Genomic DNA, 19,934 nt, shown 5'->3' with positions numbered 1-19,934 from the left:
TTTCAGGTCATGCTGATGGGCAAACGGGTTCAGGAGAAGAGAGGAACGCAACACTATGACGATCCCTTCGACCTCACGATTGCGCATTGCCATCTGCACTGGCGGCGGTGATGCTCCGGGGCTCAACGCCGTTATCCGCGCGGTTGTGCTGAGTGCGCTTCACCGCGGCTGGGAATGCTATGGCATCCGCGATGGCTTCAACGGCATTCTCTCACCGAAAGAATATCCACGGGGCGGCGTGATCCCGCTGACCCGCGAAACGGTGCGCGGCATTACACCCCTGGGCGGCACGATCATCGGAACAACGAATCGTGGGAATCCCCTGCGCTATCCTACAAAACTGCCTGACGGCGCCGTGATCGAGCGCGACCGCACCGACGAGATTGTGAATGGTCTCGCAGTCTACGGTATCGATGCCCTGATCTCGGTCGGCGGCGACGGCTCGATGGAGATCGCAGCGGCGCTGGCACGTAAAGGGGTGCGCGTGATCGGCGTCCCCAAAACGATCGACAACGACCTGGACGGAACGGTGGCGACCTTCGGGTTCGATACGGCGGTCGCCTTTGCGACGGAAGCGATCGATCGCCTGCACACAACCGCCGAAGCGCACCAGCGAGTCATGGTAGTTGAGGTCATGGGGCGTTATGCGGGATGGATTGCGCTCAACGCCGGGGTTTCCGGAACGGCGAATGTTATCCTTATTCCCGAAATTCCCTACGACATCCATAAGGTTGCCGCTAAGATCAAAAGCCGTGAAGCCGAAGGGCGACCATACTCGATCGTCGTCGTCGCTGAAGGCGCCCGTCCGATTGAAGGCAGCGTCTCGCTGATTGCCCCTAGAGAAGCCGGTCGCGCCGAGCGTCTGGGAGGCATCGGCGAACGAGTGGCGCGTGAGATCGAGGCGCTGACCGGCAAAGAAACGCGCGTTGTCGTTCTGGGGCACCTGCTGCGCGGCGGCACGCCAACCACATTCGACCGCCTGCTGGCGCTGCGCTTCGGCGCCGCTGCCGTGCGCGCGCTCGAAGAGGGGCAGTCTGGCGTGATGGTGGCGCTCGACCCGCCGACGGTGCGGTATGTGCCGCTCGAAGAAGCGACCCGGCGTATGAAAACCGTTCCGCTCGACTCGGATACCATGCTGACAGCGCGCGATCTGGGGATTGTCTTCGGCGACTGAGGCAACGGTTCACTGCCGGAACATCTTTAGACCGGTCCCCCGCCAGGGCGGACATAGGCGTCGTTTACCTCCGCCGACACTGCTGCTGCTGGCTTGACCGCCAGCAGTTGATCAAACAGCGGCATCCGCCCGGTTCGCACCGTGTTGTCGGCGTACAGATACATTGCAGCCGACCAACCCTGCTGCGCATACCCCATCGGATGACCGCTTTCTCCGTGCATCCATTCGTTGAACTCCCAGTCGCAGTGCAATCCCTGATAGACGCACTCTGCCAGCGACCGGAGCAATCGCTCCGCCTGATTGTGCCAGCGATGGCGCACCAACGCCGCCACGTGGAAGCCGCCGATCATGGGCCAGATGCCGCCGTTGTGGTACTGGTGCGGCAGATTGAGCGTCCGACTGCGGTAGTACTCGCGCCAGTGCGCTTCGCCCGGATAGATCGGCGGGTGAATGGCTTTCGTCGGGTAGGGTTCCGCCATGCCGACCTGGTACATGAAGCGCAGAATGTGTTCCGTGCGATGCCCATCCGCCACGCCGGTCAAAATGGCGAGCAGATTGGCGAGACTGTCGCACCAGTCGCCAAATTCGCGGAAGGCGACCCATGGCAGATAGAACGGTCGGCTGGAGATCATGCCGATATTGTGGTACAGCATGAACCATTCCAGCCGCATCGCCTTGAGACGTTCGAGATGAGCGGCAAAATGCTCGGCGACCCAGCAGCGGTCGATCCAGAACAGCAGATTGATGCGTTCGTGAATACCAGCAGCGTCAATCGTCAACCGATGCGCCGGCATCTCCGGCGCCACCAGGGTGCGGAGTTGTTCATGCGCCAGCGCCGCTGCGTAGTACAGCACATTGTCGTACAGCGTGTTGTAACGCACCGCCAGCAGGTCCATCCAGTTGCCCGCCTCCGGAATTTCGATCAACCCGCACTCGTTCATATCCTGGTATTCGAGCCATACCATCGCCCTGTCGATCTCCTTCCAGTGCGCCTGCACGAAAGCAGCGTCACCGGTGGCGCAGTAGTGCAGGTAATGCCCCAGAATGAACCACAGATTCGAGTCGGCTGCACCGGCGTTCTCCGTGCTGATATAGCCGGTGTCGGGGTTAATATTGAGCGGGATAAGCCCACGCCGCGATTGCGCTGCGCCCAGGGTTTCGAGCGCTGCGCGACTGCACGCGATCAGGGCGGGATCGCCGCTGGCAACGACGCCCAGCATCATGATGCCGTTGTCGCGCGCCCAGATCTGCGGGTAGCCCGCCGCGAGCGCCGAAGCGCGAAAGCCATGCGGTGTGTAACAACGGGAGAGCACGTCCATTGCGCGGTTGCGCGCTTCATCGATGAGATTGGAGTTCATAAACTTCTCTACTGTTCGTTTGCATCCGGTCGCGTTTTGATCCATCGTACCGCAACAACCTGCAATCGTATGCTGCTGTCTATCGGTACAATAGAATTGCCTGTGCGATCTATCTAGGGTACAATCCTGGCGCTATGGAACATATTCTGCGTTTGCATGCGAATCTGCTCTTTACCATTCTCCTGGTCTTTAGCGTGCTGGCGCTTTGGGCGCTGATCCTGGGTCTGTTGCGGCATCCGGTTGGAGTATGGCTCCGCAGTGGCATGGCGATCGGGGTGCTGCTCGTGCTGTCGGAATGCGTCCTCGGTGTGATACTGCTGGTACGTGGGCTGCTGCCGCTCCGCCCGGAAATGCATATCCTCTATGGCATTATCGCACTGCTTACCATTCCGATTGCCCACTCCTCGGCGCGCAACCGTGAGCCGCGATCCCAGGGATGGATGTATGCCTTCGCCTGTATGTTCGTGTGCATCATTGCGCTGCGTGCCGTTGAGATGGCTCGACCATAGCGCGGCTCGCGCCTGACCACGGTTCTGCTATGGACACACCACCCGTTATCCGCCTGTCGCCGCCTGCGGGACGCGCCCTGCTCACATGGAACGGAAAGCGATTGCCAGCGCCGCTCACCGTCCCGCCCGCTATCGAAGTGGAACGATCGGGTGCAACCGGTCCGAATATGTTGATCCACGGCGAGAACCTCGCCGCGCTGACCTGGCTTCTGGCGAACGGGTATCGACAGCGCATCAATCTGATCTACATCGACCCGCCATTCGGCGCCGGCATCGACCGTGTGCGCCGCATACGCCTGCGCGGTTCCGATTCTGCGCGGCTCATTCCTGTTCCCAATGCTGAATACCGCGATACCTGGGACGACGACGCCTATCTCCAGTTTATGTACGAACGCCTGATCGCACTGCGCGACCTGCTCGCCGACGATGGCAGCATCTACCTGCACTGCGATTTTCGCAAGGCGCACCTGCTGCGCTGCCTCATGGACGAAGTCTTCGGCGCCGAACGGATGCTCAACGAAATCATCTGGTTCTACCCAAGCGGCGGCGATGGCGAACGCCAGTTCAACCGCAAGCATGATACCATCCTGCTCTATGCCCGCAGTGATCGCTGGACGTTCAATTACGACCAGGTGCTCATCCCCTACACGCAACAGCAACTCGCCCGTTTTCGGCAGGCGGACGAGCATGGACGCTACTACTGGAACGTCAACCCGCGCGGTGAGCGCGTCAAGACCTATCTGCGCAAACCAGGCGTCGGCGCCTATGATGTCTGGACCATCCCGATCAATGCAGCGCTCGTGCGCGACCTGGGGTACCCCACCACCAAACCACCGGCGCTGCTGGATCGCATCGTGCGCGCTTCGTCCCGTCCAGGCGACCTGGTGCTGGATTGCTTCGCCGGATCGGGCACGACGGCAGTCGTCGCGCAGCAGTTGGGACGACGCTGGATCGCCTGTGATGTCAATCCCGGCGCCATCCAGATCACTGCCCGTCGGTTGCGCCGCATGCCTCAACCGCGCGATCCGGCATCCGATGGCTTTACCATTGTGCAGATCGGGGAAACGACGCCAGCGCCGCGCGGCGAGGCGACCGTTCGTATCGTGCGTACCGATGCGCAGATCACGATCACGGTCGAGGGATACATCAATCCCGCATTGACAAACGTCTCAGGCGATCTGACCGATTGGCGCTGTATGGTTGATGAGATTCTGATCGATCCCGCATACGACGGGAGACTGTTTCGCCCCACGATTGTGGATGCGCCACTGCGTCGCAGGACGCTCGTCAGCGGCGTCTACACCCTGGATCGGCACGCCACTGGCGCACTGCTTGCTGTGAAGATCATCGACGTGACCGGCGGTGAAGCGTGGATGGTTATGCTAACAGACGGTGAAACTTTGACATTTTGACAACTTGACGCGCTGCACACAAAGGTGTATACTTGCTCAAGCCGGTTGTGACCGGTCATATGGTTGTGCTCTTTCGCCCAAATACAGCGCTCGCATGCTCGCCAGGTTCACCAGGTTCGGTCACGAACATACGGTGAATATGCAGGAAAGAACCTGCAGCGATTGTCAAAGCGCAGAGTTGCGTCAGGAAACAACACGTTTTCCAGCCGGCTCAGGCGAGAGAGTGTTCTATTGAAGGGATATGGACGCTAACTCTGGTCATAGTTGCGCGCGGCAGCACAATGATATCTGCGCGTCAGTCACCTCATACGCTGCGGGGAAGTGCAGCGCAGGCGGTCGCATATAAGCGGTACGCCCCCCTTTGGTTATGCGCCCCCGCAGTCTGAGGCTGTGGGGGCTTTTTAGAGCGAGACACCTCACGCTCCAGTCCTCCTGACACTGGCGGCTTATCGCGTGCCACGGCGATTGCGCCGCTCACTGCCGCGCCTTCCGATCGACAATTGACAATCCGCCTGTACTCTGTCAACGGAGGACTGCCATGACTGCGCTCACTCTGCGCGCCATTCCTGCAACCAGGCGCGCATCCGCGCTCTACTGCGCAACCGGCGGCAGCGGGTTTCCGCTACTGTTCATCCATGGCTTTGGCGCCTGTGGTGATGTGTTTCAACCGCTCGCCAGCAAACTTGCCAGCCGGTATCAGACCATCGTGCCAGACCTGCGCGGGCATGGTCGGAGTCGTCGATTGCCGCTCGCCGATAGCATCGAGCGTCTGGCAGCTGATGTGTGCGATCTGCTCGATCTGCTCGGCGTGTCGCGCACCGTCATTATCGGTCATGCAGGCGGAACGGCGGTTGCCGCCCACCTCGCCGCCGACCAGCCGACGCGCGTGTCCGGGCTGGTGCTGATCTCGCCACCTGAGATCCTGCCGTGTGGACGGCGGTCTCTCGGCGCGCGCCTGCGCGATGGGTTGAGCGCAGCGTTCAGCCGCTCAACCAGTGCTGGCGACCACGACGCACAGGCATGCCAGCGTCTGCTCCAGCATACCGATTACCGCACGCAACTGCGCTCGATAACCGCGCCAACGCTCATCATCGCCGGGGATCGCGACCCCGCCCCGATCCTGCGTCAGGCGCACGAGATAGCGCAGACCATTGGACATGGCACACCGGCGATCGTCAGTGGAGGAGGCGTCAGCCTGCTGCACACCCACGCAGACGCACTGATCGACGTGCTGACGCCATGGCTCGATCAGCAGGAGTGCGCCGCATGACCGCCCCCCTCGATCTGGATCTGCTCGAATCACAGGTGCGCGCCGCCCTGGAAGCCGACGACATCGCAGCCCTCCGCGATCTGGTGGCGCGCATCTACCCTCCCGATCTGGCGGACATTATCGAACGGCTCGACGATGAGGATCAGCAGCGCGTTTTCAGCCTGCTCGAACGACAACAGGCGGCTGATGTCCTCGATGAAGCCAGCATCGACACCGCCCGCGAGTTGATCGGTCAGATGCCGGTCGAACAGGCTGCCGATATTCTGGAAGAACTCGATAGCGACGATGCCGCCGCCATTCTCACCGAAGACGTTCCAGAGCGTCAGCACGAATTGCTGGCGGCAATGGCGCCAGAGGAGGCCGCCGATGTTCGTGAACTGCTGCGCTATCCGCCGCAGAGCGCCGGTCGTCTCCTGAACGATCAGTTCGTCGCACTGCGCGAAAGCGATACGGTTGCCGACGCGATGGCGCGCCTGCGGAGCATTGTTCACGACGCAGCGGTTATTGTCTATCTATATGTGCTCGATGTGCGTGATCGATTGATCGGCACAGTCAGCCTGCGGCGTCTGCTGGTAGAGAAACCGGATCGACCGGTCATTTAATTGATGCGCCCATCACCCATTGCGGTTCATCCTGAAACCGATCAGGAAGAGGTGGCGCGCATGGTGGCGCGCTACGATCTGGCAGCGTTGCCGGTCGTCGATGATGCGGGGCGCATGCTCGGCGTCGTTACCGTTGATGATGTGATGGACGTGCTGGTCGAAGAAGGCGCGGAAGATGTGTTGAAGTTCGGCGCTGTGGCGCAGGGACAGGCGGACGAAACCTACTTCACGACACCGATCACGGCGTCGGTGCGCCGGCGTATCGTGTGGTTGCTGTTCCTGTTCGTCGCCGGATCGATCACGGCAAATGTGCTGCGGCTCTTCGAGGCGGAGCTGGAACAGGTCGTTGCGCTGTCGTTCTTCATTCCGCTGCTGATCGGCACCGGCGGCAATACCGGTGCGCAAACCGTTTCGACCCTGATTCGCGCTATGGCGCTCAATGAAGTCCGTCTACGCGATGTATGGCGCGTGCTGGCGCGTGAATTGCTGGTGGGCGTCATTCTGGGCTTTCTGCTGGCGATTATCGCATTCGGGCGCGCGTTCCTGGAAGTGCCGATGGCGTCGCTGGCGATCACGGTGGCGCTATCGGTGATGGCGATCTGCATCTGGGCGAATATTATTGGTGCGATGGTGCCGATGGCAGCGCGACGCTTCGGCATCGACCCTGCGCTGATCTCTGCACCCCTCATTACCACCCTGGTGGATGCCAGCGGATTGGCGATTTATCTCCTGATCGCCAAAGCGCTGCTCGGTTTGTAGCGAGATGGCGCGTCACTGTCGCGCTCCCGCACTCCCCGTCTTTATTTCGCACCGAAAAAGGATTGCGATTCCTTCACCGTCTCGCTTATAAAGGCATCTTTTCCCTATGACACTCCATCGGTACACTAATAACGAAACAGAGACCAACCAGGAGCGTCTGCCATGCCTCCACACCTTGCCAGCGTTCGCGGCCCCCTGATCGGACGCACTTTCGCTCTGGGAGACCAGCCGCTCACCATCGGGCGTGCAGCAGATAATGCCGTGGTGATCGCCAGTCCGCGCGCCTCGCGCCACCACGCCCATATTCGACGTGAAGGCGCGGCTTTCGTCATCTACGACCTGGGCAGCGCCAACGGCACGCTCGTCAACGGGCAGCGGGTGCAACGCGCCGTTCTGCAGCCCGGCGACCTGATCGATATCGGTGATGAAGTCTTTCGCTTCGAGGCGGGACACCAGCAAGACGCCACCCTGCTGAGTGCGCCGCAGGCGCAGCCGCCCGCCTACCCGTCACAACCGCCGACGGCGCCTGCCTACCCGCCGCAGACGCCCCCCCCTGCCTACTCGCCGCCGCCAGCGCCTGCCGCCTACCCGCCGCAGGCGCAGCAGCCCGCCTACTCGCCGCCGCAGGCGCCGCCTGCCTACCCGCCGCAGGCGCAGCCCCCCGCCTACCCGCCACAACCGCAGGCGCAGCCGCAGATGCGTCCTCCGGCGCCGCCCTATCCGCCCCAGAGCGCAGCGCCATCATATCCCCAGCAGACCCCGGCGCAGGGGTATCCAGGGTACGGTCCGCCCGCCGGTCACCCCTCCATGTATGCGCCGCCGCCGCCCCGGACGAAAAGCAGCGGACGGTCCTGCCTGCTGGTGATCATCATCCTGCTAGCGCTGGTCTGTGTGGCAGGCGTGGCAGGCGCCTTCGTCTTCCGCGATCGCCTGCGCGACATTCCGGGGGTCAGCGATCTGCCGGGCATCGGCGGCAATCCGTCGGGCATCGCTCCTCCGCCGGTGCATACCGGCAGCGCAACCGTCGGCAGCGGTCAGGCCGCCGCGATCTCGATGCCCAACGGACCGATGATCGAAGTGCCGCACGGCGCCGTGCCGCCCAACCCCGACGGCACGCCTGGCACGCTCACCTTCTCGGTCGCCCCCGCACCGGATCAACCGGTCAGTCTACCCGATGAGATGGCGCTCAGCGGATCGCTCTATCAGTTCGAGCCGGAAGGGGTGACCTTCGCCGTGCCGGTGCGCATCACGCTCCCGATCCCCGCCGGAACCGACCCGGCGCGGGTGATGGGGCTGGTCACGCGCGACGCCCAGAGCGGCGAATGGGTCACGATTGCGGGCACAGTTGACGCTGCTGCGCGTACCGTGAGCGCGGAAGTGACCCACTTCTCGCCCTACGGCGTGTACAGTTACACCGGCAGCGATCCGGGCGCCTGGCAGCGCAAAAATGGCGGCTGGTTCGTCCTCGAACATCCTGGAGTTCGGGGCGACAGTCCCTATCCGATGTGTAGACAACAGCCGCGCTCGCTGTACCTCAACGTCTGCATCCAGAGCGCGACATTGGCCGACCCAGGACTCGCCTATCTGCTGCCGCCCGATAATCTCCTTGCGATTGGACAGCGTTATGGTAGCGACCGACCGTTCGACCCGCTGAAAGTCTGGCTGCCTGCCGGAACCTACCGGGTAGTCCACTACATCTTTATGAGCGAGATCAACAACGACCCGCTCTATGTGCCGTGCCGGGGATGGTGGGTGAAACCGCCGCAGGTCATCAACCTTCAAGCGGGGCAAACCATCACGTTTGAGCGCTTCGCACCCGAAGATGGCGTGTATATGGACTCGTTCGACCCAGGCACGTGCACCGGCACGCCTGCGTCGCCGCCGGGAGTAACCCAGCCGCCGCATCAACCACCGGCTGACACCGGTCTCTGCCTGGCGAAAATGAACGGCGAGTGGAATGCCCGCCTGACGCTGCGCTCTACCAACGATCCAGATTCCCAGGATGAGATCGGCGATGTAGAAGAGGCAATTTTCGCGTTTCAGATCAACGGCACGGAAGCGCTGGTTCAACTCGTCGACCCAGGCGGGGAACGGAGCGATTTTGCCCGCGGTACATGCAGTGTGCAGAATGGACGCTACGTGATTGACCTGTCACAAACAGACGCGAATGCAGCCATGGTGTTCACGCTTCAATTCAGCGGCGACGACCGGATGACCGGCGATCTCAAGGTTTCTGAGGGTGATATGTACCTGATTGCCGACGCTGAATTGACCCGTCGGGCGGGATCGGGTCAGTCGCCTCCCAGTGATCAGCCTTCGACCTTCACCGACAGTTGCCCGGCGATGACCGGCAATTGGGACATGACGATGAACCTCGTTTCATCGACCAATCCCAACGTTCCGACCGGCGGGACCAGACAGGGGGTGCTGAGTCTGCGCGTTGAGAATGAGAAAGTGTATGCACAATGGACGGAGGGCGGTCGGCGAAGCCAGACTGCCGGGGGCACATGCACGGCGCAGGGCGATAAGCGTTACCAGATTGTTCTGCAGGAACAGATGCCCGAACTGCACCCGCCGCAGGTGCAGCCGCCACCCTCCGATCCAAACCAGGCGCCTCAGGTGCCGCTCGAAGAATTACTTTTCCCAATCACGTTCGATGTTCAGTTCGAGAACCAGAACCGTATGAGCGGCAATCTCACCGTCCTGGCGTACAACCACAAGTACGCGAGCAGTATCGTCATGTCGCGGCGTTAGCGCCATTCGCAGCACGTGACACAACGGTTCACAGGCGGACAGATGCGCTGTCCGCCTCATATTTTGTCTGTCAGAAGGGCGGGTGAAGACGGCGCCTCCGCTCATCCTGCAGCAGTTCTCAGATACGTTGATCCCTGTTCGGGTCTGCCGTGTAGCGCGAGGCGCCCACTTCCGGCGAAGTGTAGACCGAAATTCATTTCGGTCATCGCGTGGGGTGCGCCATTTCCAGGAGTGTTCAACCCTGTCCATGAGGGTCAACCTTTGTGAGAACTGCTATAAACTGTTCATACCTGGGGTAACACACGCATCTGGGAGCGAGGACCTCCCGCCTTCATCGCGTCTACAAGGGCAAGATGCCCTCGCTCCCAGGAGAAATGTGAACACTTCCCTTCACCTGTAGCAGGAACATCCCGGATCGGGAAAACGCGGTATACTTCTTTGCCGGGGATGGATGGGCGGCGGGCGGCGCAAACCTGTTCCGCTCGCCAGATGCAGGCGGAGAAGTCACATTCAACACGCGCCGCTGCCCAAACAATCGACGAAAGCGAGCAGCCATGACTCAACAGAAACGCCCAACCATCGGCGTTGTCGGCGCCCTGTTCGAGCGGAAGGGTGCCGCGCCGATCAGCGGCATCGGACGAACGTACCTGGAGGCAATTGAAGCCGGCGGCGGCATTCCGCTCCTGATCCACCTGACCGATGATCAGGCAGTGCTCGACACGCATTACCGACACTGCGACGGTTTGCTGTTTTGCGGCGGCGGCGACATCGCCCCAAAACACTACGGACATCCGCCACATCCGCTCCTTGGTCCGGTGGAGGAACTGCGCGACGAAGTTGAACTTACGCTGGCGCGGCGGGCTGTCGCTGATCACAAACCGGTGCTTGCGATCTGTCGCGGCATCCAGTTGATCAATGTCGCGCTCGGCGGTACACTCTACCAGGATATCAGCGATGAACTGCCGGGAACACTCGACCATCGCGCGTCGTCGAAGAGCGGCGACCGGGCGTACCTGGCGCATACGCTGGAACTTGACAGCGCTTCGTGGCTGGCGGAACAATTGGGAACAACCACGATTGCGGTCAATACGCTGCACCACCAGGCGTTGCGTGATGTCGCGCCAGGTTTGCGCGTGGTCGGATGCGCGCCCGATGGGATCATCGAAGCCGTCGAGGGCACAGGCGACACATTCATCGTTGGCGTCCAGTGCCATCCCGAAGAATTGTGGCGATCCGCCGAAACGCGCTGGGCGCGACTGTTCACCGGCTTCATCGCTCACGTTGCAGCGTAGCAGTGCGGAGGAACAACAGAGATGCAACCGCTGGTCGGCATCATTATGGGATCACAATCGGATTGGGAAACGATGCGTCATGCAGCGCAAACGCTGGAAGAGTTGCACGTCCCTTTCGAGACGCGCATCGTCTCGGCGCACCGCACGCCCGATCTGCTCTTCGAGTATGCTGCAGGCGCCGAAGAACGCGGCATCGAGGTCATTATTGCGGGCGCTGGCGGCGCAGCGCACCTCCCCGGCATGACCGCCGCCAAAACGGTTCTGCCTGTGCTCGGCGTGCCGGTCGAGTCGCATGCCCTTCACGGGCTGGACTCGCTCCTTTCGATTGTTCAGATGCCGGCAGGCGTGCCGGTCGGGACACTGGCGATCGGACGGGCGGGGGCGATCAATGCTGCGCTCCTCGCTACGGCAATCCTTGGCAACCGATACCCGCATATCCGCGATGCGCTGCGACAGTTCCGCGAGCAGCAGACCCGTCGCGTGCTTCAATACCCTGATCCACGTGAGCAGCACCAATGAACAATACTATGATTGGCATTCTGGGCGGCGGGCAGTTGGGGCGTATGCTGGCACTTGCTGGCTATCCGCTCGGTCTGCGCTTCCGCTTCTTCGATCCTTCCGCCGATGCGCCGGTTCGCTACCTGGCGGAACAGGTTGTCGCCCCCTATGATGACCATCTGGCGCTGGATCAGTTCAGCCATGGGTTAACGGTGGCGACGTATGAGTTCGAGAATGTGCCGGTAACAACGGCACGCGCACTTGAGCGGCGCATACCGGTGTTTCCGCCGCCGCAGGCGCTTGAGGCAGCGCAGGATCGTCTCCAGGAAAAACGCTTCTTCGCAAGCCTGAACATTCCAACCACGCCTTTCGCGCCGGTGGATGATCGCGAGTCGCTTGAGGCAGCCGTTGTGCATATCGGACTCCCTGCCGTTCTGAAGACGCGACGCCTGGGGTATGACGGAAAAGGTCAGGTGATTCTCCATACCCACACCGACGTTGATCCCGCCTGGCACGCACTCGGCGGGCAACCGTTGATCCTCGAAAAGTTCATCGCGTTCGACCGCGAACTATCGGTGCTGGCGGTACGCGGACAGGACGGCGGCATCGCGTGCTATCCGCTGGTCGAAAATGTTCACCGGAACGGCATCCTGCACCGCTCGATCGCGCCAGCGCCCGGACTTGCAGCCGAAACGCAGATGCTGGCAGAGACGTATGCGCGCCGTGTTCTCGAAGCCCTCGATTATATCGGCGTGCTGGCGATTGAACTGTTTGAAATCGACGAAACGAACGCGCGCGCAACAGGCGCTCGCCTGCTGGCAAACGAAATGGCGCCGCGCGTGCACAACTCCGGTCACTGGACGATTGAGGGAGCAGTCACAAGTCAGTTCGAGAACCATGTGCGGGCAATCGTCGGTCTGCCAACTGGCGCCACCTCAGCGCGAGGGTATGCGGCGATGGTCAATCTGATCGACAGTCTGCCCGATATAACCATGCTGCTGGCGCTGCCGGACACGCACGTGCATCTCTACGACAAAGCGCCGCGACCGGGTCGCAAACTGGGGCATGTGACCATCTGCGCCGGGGATGTGACACAACTGGCAGATCGATTGGCGGTTGTGGAACGGTATGTTCTGGCATGTTGAGCGTCTTCTTCATCTGGTTCATCAACCTGACGCGGCGCACCCGTAATCTCTGGCGTCGATTATTACGGCGCCGCGTGGCGTATGTACGCCTGTCAATCGGTGGGGCGCTCCCGGAATTCGCGCTGCCGCCACCCTGGTGGGCGCGGCGATTCCTGGGCGCCTCGATGCCGTTGAGCATGAGTAATCTGCGCCATCGTCTCGAATGGCTCGCCTCCGACCCGCAGGTACGCGGAATCGTGCTCGACATCAACACGCTGACCTGTGGATGGGCGACGATTGAGAGCCTGCATCAGGAGATCCGGCGCTTTCGCGAACGCGGCAAACGGGTTGTGGCGCGTCTGACGAATCCTGATACGAAAACGTATGTCGCCGCCTGTGCCGCTGATCTGATCGTTGCCCCCCCAGCAGCGCTGCTCAACGTTACCGGTCTGTACACGGGGGTGCGCTTCCTCAAAGACGCGCTGGCGAAAGTGGATCTGAGCGTCGAGGTGACGGCGGTATCGCCGTACAAAACAGCTGGCGATCCGCTGGCGCGCCCTGATATGTCGCCGGAAAACCGCGAGCAGATCGAACGTCTGCTCGACCTGCGCTACGCTGCAATCGTCGAAACGATTGCCACCGCACGACGCAAGACTCCCGATGAGGTGCGCGCGCTGATCGATACAGCGCCGTGGAGCGCCCAACGAGCACAGGAAGCCGGACTCATCGACGCAGTGCTGTATGAAGATGAACTCCCGGCATTCCTGGCGTCCCAGGCAGGGAAAGACGGCGGCGCCGGATCGGAGCCGCAGATCGTCGAATGGGCGCAGGCACGGCGCGCGCTCCGCCTGCCGATGTTGCGCCCCCACCGCCGACTGGTCGGCGTTATCACGATTGAAGGAACCATCGCCGCCGGTCCGAGCCGTCAGAACCCGCTGCCCATCCCGTTGATCGGCGAGCTGATTGCGGGCAGCGAGAGCATCATCCAGGCGTTGCGTCAGGCAGAGCGCAATCCACGCCTTGCCGCAGTCCTGCTGTACATCAACTCACCGGGTGGCAGCGCCTTCGACTCCGACCTGATCTGGCGCGAAGTGCGTCGTCTCGACCGCCGCAAGCCGGTTGTGGCGGTCATGGGCGATGTTGCCGCTTCGGGAGGCTATTACGTCGCGTCCGGCGCACGCACGATCCTGGCGCAACCCGGCGCTGTCACCGGCAGCATTGGCGTGCTGATCATTCGCCCGGTGATAGAAGGGCTGCTGAAACGGGCAGGGGTAAACACGGTTGCCATCGGGCGCGGTGCGAACAGCGCCTTCTTCGTCAGCGACGCGCCAGCTGAAGCGGAACGATCCGCCGTGCGCGCCCTGATCGACGACAGTTACGCCCTGTTCAAACAACGGGTCAGCACCGGACGCAACATTCCAGAACCGGCGCTCGAACCGCTGGCGGGCGGGCGGGTCTGGAGCGGACGCGAAGCATACGAATACGGATTGATCGATGCGTCCGGCGGGGTTCCGGAAGCATTGCTGAAAGCGCAGGAACTCGCCGGATTGCCGCGCGACCGGACGGCGCCGCTGATCCTGATCGGCAGTGGGCGCGGGCGCCTGCCACCCCAATCCTTCCCCAAAGATATGATGGAAGGGCTGATCACGGAACTGCGACAACCGCGCGTCTGGGCAATGTTGCCGTTCAGCGAGGATGAGAGTGTGGTACAATTGAGGGAGATCGCGTAACATTGCAGACCTTTCCAGGGTCATGGAGGATACGACTGTGTCTCTCGTCAACAAAAGCGCGAGCGGTTCTGTCATCGATGTCAACGAACGCACCTTCCGCGCCGAGGTGCTCGAACGCTCACGCACGGTTCCGGTTGTCGTTGATTTCTGGGCGCCCTGGTGCGGTCCCTGCCGCGTGCTGGGTCCCATTCTGGAACGGCTGGCTGCCGAGGCGAAAGGCGCCTGGATTCTGGCAAAACTGAATGTGGACGAGAATCCGCGCCTGGCGCAGATGTTCCAGGTCCAGGGCATCCCGGCGGTCAAAGCGTTTCGCGATGGCCGGGTGGTGGACGAATTTACCGGCGCGCTGCCCGAATCGCAGGTGCGCGCGTGGCTGAAGCGCATCATGCCGCCGCCGCCCGCTTCGCCTGCCGACCGTCTGGCGGCGGAGGCGGCAGCGATTGAGGAGCGTGATCCGCTCGGCGCCAAAGCGCGGTATGAAAGCGCACTCTCGTTCGATCCCAATCATAGCGCCAGCCTGTTTGGGTTGGGGCGCCTGATGCTCATGGCGGGCGACCCGGCAGGCGCCGAAATGTTGAAGAAGGTTCCGTCCGACGCGCCACAGGCGAAACAGGCGCAGGCATGGCTGGCGCTCGCCGATCTGATCGCCGAAGCGGAAGAGACCAATCCGTCAACGCTGTTGGAGCGCATTGAGCAGAATCCAGCGGATCTCGAGGCGCGCTGGTTGCTGGCGGCGCATCAACTGCGCGGGCAACGCTACGCCGATGCGATCCAGACCCTGCTGGCAATTGTTATGCGCAATCGCGCATTCCGTGATGACGGCGCGCGCAAGATGCTACTCGCACTGTTCACTGCACTCGGCGATCAGCACCCGCTCACCGTCCAGGGGCGACGCGATCTGGCGAATGCAATGTTCTAATGGATGAATGATCTCACTACTGTTTGAAGCCTACCAGTACTTTCTCGCCAATCAATCGCGTTTCTGGGCTGCCACAACCCAACACCTCTGGATCAGTTCGGTAGCGCTGGCGATCAGCACGGTCGCCGGGCTGCCGATCGGCATCTGGGCGGCACATCAGGTGCGCATCGGTCAGTGGGCAATCAATGCGTTTGGTGCGCTGCGTCTGGTACCGAGTCTTGCCATCCTCTTCCTGATGCAACCGTACCTCGGCATCGGCGCATTGCCAGCGCTGGTGGCGTTGACATTGCTGGCAATTCCGCCGATCCTCATCGCTACCTATGCTGGCATTCGCGCAGTCGACGGTGGCGTGCGCGACGCGGCGCGCGGCATGGGAATGACTGCCGCGCAGATCCTCTGGCGCGTGGAACTCCCGCTCGCACTGCCCTCGATTGTTGGCGGCGTGCGCACAGCAGCGGTTGAAGTGATTGCAAGCGCGACCCTTGCCGCATTTATCGGCGGGGGCGGGCTGGGCATTTTCATCACCCGCGGCTATGCGCTGTTCGATACCCGGATTATGCTCGTCGGCGCCATACCGGTCGCCCTGCTGGCGCTGGCAGCCGAATTGATGCTCGGCTGGACGCAGCGCCGCCTGGCATCCAATCTGGGCGCCGCAACGTAGGCATATGTGTTTATAGTCAAAAGGAGGTTCATGGTGCGATCAATCCGAATGTTGTTGGCGTTCACCACGCTGGTCGGTGTTCTCCTCGCAGCCTGTAGCGCTCCGGCGCAAACGACGCAACCAACCGCTGCACCGCAGCCCGCCCCCGCAGAAGCCGCACCGGTCCGCATTGGATCGAAAAACTTCACCGAAGCTATTCTGGTCGCCGAGATGTACGCGCTGGCGCTGGAAGACGCTGGCATCCGCGTCGAACGCAAGTTTAACCTCGGTGCAACACCGGTGGCGCACACGGCGCTGGTCAACGGCGAGATCGATCTGTACCCGGAGTATACGTCGACCGGTTTGCTCGAAGTGTTGAAGCAGGCGCCGATCGCCGATGCGAAGGGCATTCTGGAAGCAGTGCGCAAGGGGTATGAGGAACAGTTCAAACTGACCTGGCTCGAACCATCGCCGTTCAACAATACGAATGCCCTGGCGATGACCCGCCAGCGCGCCGAAGAACTGGGCATCCGCACCTACTCCGACCTGGTGGCGCGGTCGGGTGAACTGAAACTCGGCGGACCGCCGGAGTTCCCGGAGCGTGAAGATACCAAAGGGTTGATGGCAGCGTATGGGTTCGATCCCAAGTTCATCGGCGATAACTTTGTACAACTCGATACCGGCGCGCTGCGCTACGAGGCGCTCACGAAAGGCGATATCGATGTGGTCGTCGCCTTCGGCACCGATGGACAGATCAATGGACTGGGACTGGCGTTGCTGGAGGACGATAAGAACTATTACCCGATCTACCAGATTGCGCCGGTCATCCGGCAGGATACGCTCGCCGCAAATCCCGCCATCGCTGAGACGCTCAACAAACTGGCGCCACTCCTGACCAACGACGTCATGTCGGGGTTGAACTGGCAGGTCGATGGTCCGGAGAAGAAGGAGATCGCCGACGTGGCGCGCACCTTCCTGCAACAGCAAGGGTTTATCAAGTAGATCCATGGCATTCATTATTGCCGATCGACTGACGAAAACGTTTCCTGGCGAGACTCGTCCGGCAGTCGATCAGGTCTCGTTCGAGATCAAACAGGGTGAGTTCGTTGTTTTGCTGGGACCGTCCGGTTGCGGCAAGACGACGCTGCTCAAAATGATCAACCGCCTCTACGAGCCGACATCCGGACGCCTGTTGATCGACGGAGTCGATGTGCGTTCGATGCCGGCAACTGCGTTGCGCCGTCGCATCGGGTATGTCATCCAGCAGACGGGGCTGTTCCCCCATCTGCGCATCGAACAGAACATCGCCGTCGTTCCACAACTGCTCCGCTGGGATCGCGCGCGGATCGAGGCGCGGATCGACGAATTGCTCGACCTGGTGGAACTGCCGCGTTCCTACCGCCGTCGCTACCCGCGGCAGTTATCCGGGGGCGAACAGCAGCGTGTCGGTCTGGCGCGCGCACTTGCCGCAGACCCTTCGCTGATGCTCATGGACGAACCTTTTGGCGCGCTCGATGCGATTACCCGCGCCCGGCTCCAGGAAGAGTTGTTGCGCATTCAGCAGCGTCTCCACAAAACGATCCTGTTCGTGACGCACGATGTCGATGAAGCGCTGCGCCTGGCGGATCGACTGCTGATCATGCGCGCCGGGCGCATTGTACAGTTCGATACGCCGCTGGCAGTGCTGGCGGAACCGGCGGACGACTTTGTGCGTGACCTGCTCGGCGCCGACGATGTGCTGCGGCGTCTCAGTTTGCTCACTGTCGCCGATGCGCTTGCCAGCGACGGTATGAATGGCGATCACACCGCTCACGGGAGCCAGGAGACATTGAATCCTGGCGATAATCTGCGCGAGGCGCTTATCCGCATGCTGCGATCCGGCGGGCAACCGCTGCCGGTGGTTGACAATGGTCGGCAGTTAGGGCGGATTTCGCCCGACACGATCGCTGCCGCGCTGACGCGCAAAACCCATGCGCTACCTGATTGACAACTTTCCCTATGTTCTGAGCCTGATCGGGCAGCATCTGGTGATGTCCGGCTTGAGCCTGGCAATCGCGCTTGTGATTGCGCTGCCCCTGGGGATCGTCTGCGCGCGCGTGACGCGCCTGCGTAACCTGGTGCTGGGGATTCTGGGGGTGATCTACACCATCCCCAGTCTGTCGCTCTTCGTGCTCCTCATCCCGTTCACCGGTCTGGGATTGCGTCCGGCGGTCATCGCTCTGGTCGCGTATGCGCAACTTGTTCTGGTGCGCAATGTCGTCGTTGGTCTGACCGGGATCGATCCGGCGATTGTCGAAGCGGCGCGCGGCATGGGGATGACGGCAGCGCAGCGCCTGTGGCGGGTTGAACTACCGCTGGCGCTGCCGATCATTCTGGCGGGAGTGCGCGTTGCGATGCTGTCGATCATTGCCATTGGCACAATTGCGGCATTCATCAACGCCGGTGGGTTAGGATTACTGTTGTTCGATGGGGTGCGCAGCAGCAATCCTGAGAAGATCATCGCTGGCGCGGTGGCGGTCAGTGCACTGGCGATCAGCGCCAACGGCATCCTGTGGCTGATCGAGCAGCGTGTCTTCCAGGCGACGCAGGGGGTGACGGGGACTAAGAACTGAGAACCGAGAACCAGGAACCAGGAACCAGGAACCAGGAACTGAGAACTGAGAGCCAGAACCAGAGCGTGTGGCAGTCTGGCGGGCTGTTTTGATCACGAAGACCTGGAAACGCACAGGGTTCGGTCGATATTCTTTATCTTCGACATGGCCATTGCGCCGATGGCAGTGGCGTTGATCCGTCCGCACGGAGCGCCTGTCAACGCAGCGCCGGAAGCAGAGAGCATACCGGCGAGTGATCCTGTTAGCGATCCTGTCAGATACCCGCTATGGACAACTACCAGCACATCTGGCTGAACAACACCACGCTGACATACATCGATCAGGGGCATGGTGCGCCGGTGGTTCTCGTTCACGGCAGCGGACCGACCGATCTGCGCACATGGGAGCGGCAGATCGAGCCGTTCGCCGCCCACTTCCGCGTCATTGCCTACAGTCGACGATGCCACTACCCAAACCCGCCTGCCGGTGATCACGCCGATAGTGCTTCAACCCGCACCCATGCGCGTGATCTGGCTGCGCTGATCACTGCGCTCCAGTTGGGACGTGTCCACCTGATCGGCTTTTCGTTCGGCGCGGATATTGTTCTACGTCTGGCAGTGGATCGTCCTGACCTGGCGCGTACACTTACCATCACAGAACCGCCGTTGCACTCGTGGCTCGCCGCGCTGCCCGGCGGGATCGACCTCCTGGCGCAGCGCGCAGCAGCGATCCTTCCGGCGAAACGCGCCGTGCAGCAGGGCGACCTGGAACATGGCGCGCGGCTCTTTATCGACGGCATGATGGGGAACGGCGTGTTCGATCAACTGCCGCCATCAGCCCGCCAGCGTATCATGGACAATGCCCGCCTGATCGGCGCCGAGCCGACAGAGATCGACGCGATGGGAGCGGAGGACATCACCCGCAGCGAAGCAGCGACGATCCAGACGCCGACGCTCCTGCTCACCGGCGACGCAAGTCCGCCGATGTTCCTGCTCGTCAGCCGGGAACTGGCGCGCTACCTGCCGAACGTCGAACAGGTGCAGATACGTGGCGCCTCTCATCTCCTGCACGTCATGCAACCGCAGGCGTACAACGCGGTTGTTCTGGAGTTTCTGACCAGGCACGGGGGTCAGGGGTCCTCTCACGTGTAGAGTTTTTGGGAGAGATGCGCGATGTTCTGCATTCCCGTGCGCCGTTGCCCCTCATCCCCCCTGCTCTCAAGGGTAGATTTCTTGGGAGAGATGCGTGATTTTCCGCATTCCGGTACGCTTTTGCCCCTCATCCCCCCTGCCCCCTTCTCCC

At 61.8% G+C, this 19,934-nt stretch carries 18 protein-coding genes; 17 read left to right on the top strand and 1 reads right to left on the bottom strand.

All coding sequences use genetic code 11. The annotated features are described in order from the left end of the window. The first annotated feature begins 55 nt into the window (after window positions 1-55). On the top strand, window positions 56-1,174 hold the full coding sequence (locus ROSERS_RS09470) for a 6-phosphofructokinase (protein WP_011956565.1): 1,119 nt from the start codon (window positions 56-58) through the stop codon (window positions 1,172-1,174). 26 nt (window positions 1,175-1,200) lie between these two features. On the opposite strand, the gene ROSERS_RS09465 is transcribed toward ROSERS_RS09470, so the two are convergent. After that, window positions 1,201-2,532 (bottom strand): amylo-alpha-1,6-glucosidase, encoded by a 1,332-nt coding sequence (locus ROSERS_RS09465; RefSeq protein WP_157041022.1) that lies wholly within the window; start codon window positions 2,530-2,532, stop codon window positions 1,201-1,203. Window positions 2,533-2,666: 134 nt separating this feature from the next. Here ROSERS_RS09465 and ROSERS_RS09460 point away from each other — a divergent pair, with 134 nt between their 5' ends. The 16 genes from ROSERS_RS09460 (at window position 2,667) to ROSERS_RS09390 (ending at window position 19,783) form a co-directional block, all read left to right on the top strand. Continuing rightward, the gene (locus tag ROSERS_RS09460; protein ID WP_011956563.1) at window positions 2,667-3,041 is read left to right on the top strand and encodes a hypothetical protein; all 375 of its coding nucleotides are present in this window, start codon (window positions 2,667-2,669) and stop codon (window positions 3,039-3,041) included. 29 nt (window positions 3,042-3,070) lie between these two features. Beyond that, the gene (locus ROSERS_RS09455) at window positions 3,071-4,453 is read left to right on the top strand and encodes a site-specific DNA-methyltransferase (protein ID WP_011956562.1); all 1,383 of its coding nucleotides are present in this window, start codon (window positions 3,071-3,073) and stop codon (window positions 4,451-4,453) included. A gap of 538 nt (window positions 4,454-4,991) precedes the next feature. Continuing rightward, window positions 4,992-5,723, top strand: coding sequence for an alpha/beta fold hydrolase (locus ROSERS_RS09450; protein ID WP_011956561.1), 732 nt, complete (start codon window positions 4,992-4,994; stop codon window positions 5,721-5,723). Beyond that, on the top strand, window positions 5,720-6,325 hold the full coding sequence (locus ROSERS_RS24095; RefSeq protein WP_049767498.1) for a magnesium transporter MgtE N-terminal domain-containing protein: 606 nt from the start codon (window positions 5,720-5,722) through the stop codon (window positions 6,323-6,325). The genes ROSERS_RS09450 and ROSERS_RS24095 overlap by 4 nt, the downstream gene beginning before the upstream one ends. A 3-nt stretch (window positions 6,326-6,328) precedes the next feature. Beyond that, on the top strand, window positions 6,329-7,084 hold the full coding sequence (gene mgtE / locus ROSERS_RS24090) for a magnesium transporter (RefSeq protein WP_049767497.1): 756 nt from the start codon (window positions 6,329-6,331) through the stop codon (window positions 7,082-7,084). A gap of 162 nt (window positions 7,085-7,246) precedes the next feature. After that, complete coding sequence (locus ROSERS_RS09440; RefSeq protein ID WP_011956560.1) at window positions 7,247-9,838, top strand: FHA domain-containing protein; 2,592 nt, start codon at window positions 7,247-7,249, stop codon at window positions 9,836-9,838. A 554-nt stretch (window positions 9,839-10,392) separates the two neighbouring features. After that, window positions 10,393-11,130 (top strand): gamma-glutamyl-gamma-aminobutyrate hydrolase family protein, encoded by a 738-nt coding sequence (locus ROSERS_RS09435; protein ID WP_011956559.1) that lies wholly within the window; start codon window positions 10,393-10,395, stop codon window positions 11,128-11,130. Window positions 11,131-11,151: 21 nt separating this feature from the next. Beyond that, window positions 11,152-11,649, top strand: a complete 498-nt coding sequence (gene purE, locus ROSERS_RS09430; RefSeq protein ID WP_011956558.1) for a 5-(carboxyamino)imidazole ribonucleotide mutase — start codon at window positions 11,152-11,154, stop codon at window positions 11,647-11,649. Window positions 11,650-11,657: 8 nt separating this feature from the next. Beyond that, window positions 11,658-12,773 (top strand): 5-(carboxyamino)imidazole ribonucleotide synthase, encoded by a 1,116-nt coding sequence (locus ROSERS_RS09425; RefSeq protein WP_041333397.1) that lies wholly within the window; start codon window positions 11,658-11,660, stop codon window positions 12,771-12,773. Beyond that, window positions 12,767-14,482 carry a signal peptide peptidase SppA gene (gene sppA, locus ROSERS_RS09420; RefSeq protein WP_011956556.1) on the top strand — a complete coding sequence of 572 codons (1,716 nt, stop codon included), beginning with the start codon at window positions 12,767-12,769 and terminating at the stop codon, window positions 14,480-14,482. The genes ROSERS_RS09425 and sppA overlap by 7 nt, the downstream gene beginning before the upstream one ends. A gap of 37 nt (window positions 14,483-14,519) precedes the next feature. Next, window positions 14,520-15,401, top strand: coding sequence for a tetratricopeptide repeat protein (locus tag ROSERS_RS09415; RefSeq protein ID WP_011956555.1), 882 nt, complete (start codon window positions 14,520-14,522; stop codon window positions 15,399-15,401). A 7-nt stretch (window positions 15,402-15,408) separates the two neighbouring features. Beyond that, window positions 15,409-16,062, top strand: a complete 654-nt coding sequence (locus ROSERS_RS09410; RefSeq protein ID WP_011956554.1) for an ABC transporter permease — start codon at window positions 15,409-15,411, stop codon at window positions 16,060-16,062. A 30-nt stretch (window positions 16,063-16,092) separates the two neighbouring features. Continuing rightward, on the top strand, window positions 16,093-17,043 hold the full coding sequence (locus tag ROSERS_RS09405) for a glycine betaine ABC transporter substrate-binding protein (protein ID WP_083763282.1): 951 nt from the start codon (window positions 16,093-16,095) through the stop codon (window positions 17,041-17,043). 4 nt (window positions 17,044-17,047) lie between these two features. Continuing rightward, window positions 17,048-18,028 (top strand): ABC transporter ATP-binding protein, encoded by a 981-nt coding sequence (locus ROSERS_RS09400; protein WP_011956552.1) that lies wholly within the window; start codon window positions 17,048-17,050, stop codon window positions 18,026-18,028. Then, on the top strand, window positions 18,012-18,653 hold the full coding sequence (locus ROSERS_RS09395) for an ABC transporter permease (protein ID WP_011956551.1): 642 nt from the start codon (window positions 18,012-18,014) through the stop codon (window positions 18,651-18,653). Before ROSERS_RS09400 ends, ROSERS_RS09395 begins: the two co-directional genes overlap by 17 nt. Window positions 18,654-18,919: 266 nt before the next feature. Next, a complete protein-coding gene (locus ROSERS_RS09390; protein ID WP_011956550.1) occupies window positions 18,920-19,783 on the top strand; it encodes an alpha/beta fold hydrolase in 864 nt (287 codons plus the stop codon). The last annotated feature ends 151 nt before the right edge of the window (window positions 19,784-19,934 follow it).

Origin of the sequence: Roseiflexus sp. RS-1 (assembly GCF_000016665.1) — a bacterium.
Classification (GTDB): domain Bacteria; phylum Chloroflexota; class Chloroflexia; order Chloroflexales; family Roseiflexaceae; genus Roseiflexus.
Note: the sequence above shows the minus strand (reverse complement) of the source record. Positions and strands in the feature narration are given on the sequence as shown.

Coding starts and splice junctions, on each gene's coding strand:
- ROSERS_RS09470 (WP_011956565.1), top strand. CDS start 56: ATGACGATCCCTTCGACCTCACGATTGCGCATTGCCATCTGCACTGGC.
- ROSERS_RS09390 (WP_011956550.1), top strand. CDS start 18,920: ATGGACAACTACCAGCACATCTGGCTGAACAACACCACGCTGACATAC.
- ROSERS_RS09410 (WP_011956554.1), top strand. CDS start 15,409: ATGATCTCACTACTGTTTGAAGCCTACCAGTACTTTCTCGCCAATCAA.
- ROSERS_RS09465 (WP_157041022.1), bottom strand. CDS start 2,532: ATGAACTCCAATCTCATCGATGAAGCGCGCAACCGCGCAATGGACGTG.
- ROSERS_RS24095 (WP_049767498.1), top strand. CDS start 5,720: ATGACCGCCCCCCTCGATCTGGATCTGCTCGAATCACAGGTGCGCGCC.
- purE (WP_011956558.1), top strand. CDS start 11,152: ATGCAACCGCTGGTCGGCATCATTATGGGATCACAATCGGATTGGGAA.
- ROSERS_RS09400 (WP_011956552.1), top strand. CDS start 17,048: ATGGCATTCATTATTGCCGATCGACTGACGAAAACGTTTCCTGGCGAG.
- ROSERS_RS09425 (WP_041333397.1), top strand. CDS start 11,658: ATGATTGGCATTCTGGGCGGCGGGCAGTTGGGGCGTATGCTGGCACTT.
- sppA (WP_011956556.1), top strand. CDS start 12,767: ATGTTGAGCGTCTTCTTCATCTGGTTCATCAACCTGACGCGGCGCACC.
- ROSERS_RS09440 (WP_011956560.1), top strand. CDS start 7,247: ATGCCTCCACACCTTGCCAGCGTTCGCGGCCCCCTGATCGGACGCACT.
- ROSERS_RS09405 (WP_083763282.1), top strand. CDS start 16,093: ATGGTGCGATCAATCCGAATGTTGTTGGCGTTCACCACGCTGGTCGGT.
- mgtE (WP_049767497.1), top strand. CDS start 6,329: ATGCGCCCATCACCCATTGCGGTTCATCCTGAAACCGATCAGGAAGAG.
- ROSERS_RS09435 (WP_011956559.1), top strand. CDS start 10,393: ATGACTCAACAGAAACGCCCAACCATCGGCGTTGTCGGCGCCCTGTTC.
- ROSERS_RS09450 (WP_011956561.1), top strand. CDS start 4,992: ATGACTGCGCTCACTCTGCGCGCCATTCCTGCAACCAGGCGCGCATCC.
- ROSERS_RS09455 (WP_011956562.1), top strand. CDS start 3,071: ATGGACACACCACCCGTTATCCGCCTGTCGCCGCCTGCGGGACGCGCC.
- ROSERS_RS09395 (WP_011956551.1), top strand. CDS start 18,012: ATGCGCTACCTGATTGACAACTTTCCCTATGTTCTGAGCCTGATCGGG.
- ROSERS_RS09460 (WP_011956563.1), top strand. CDS start 2,667: ATGGAACATATTCTGCGTTTGCATGCGAATCTGCTCTTTACCATTCTC.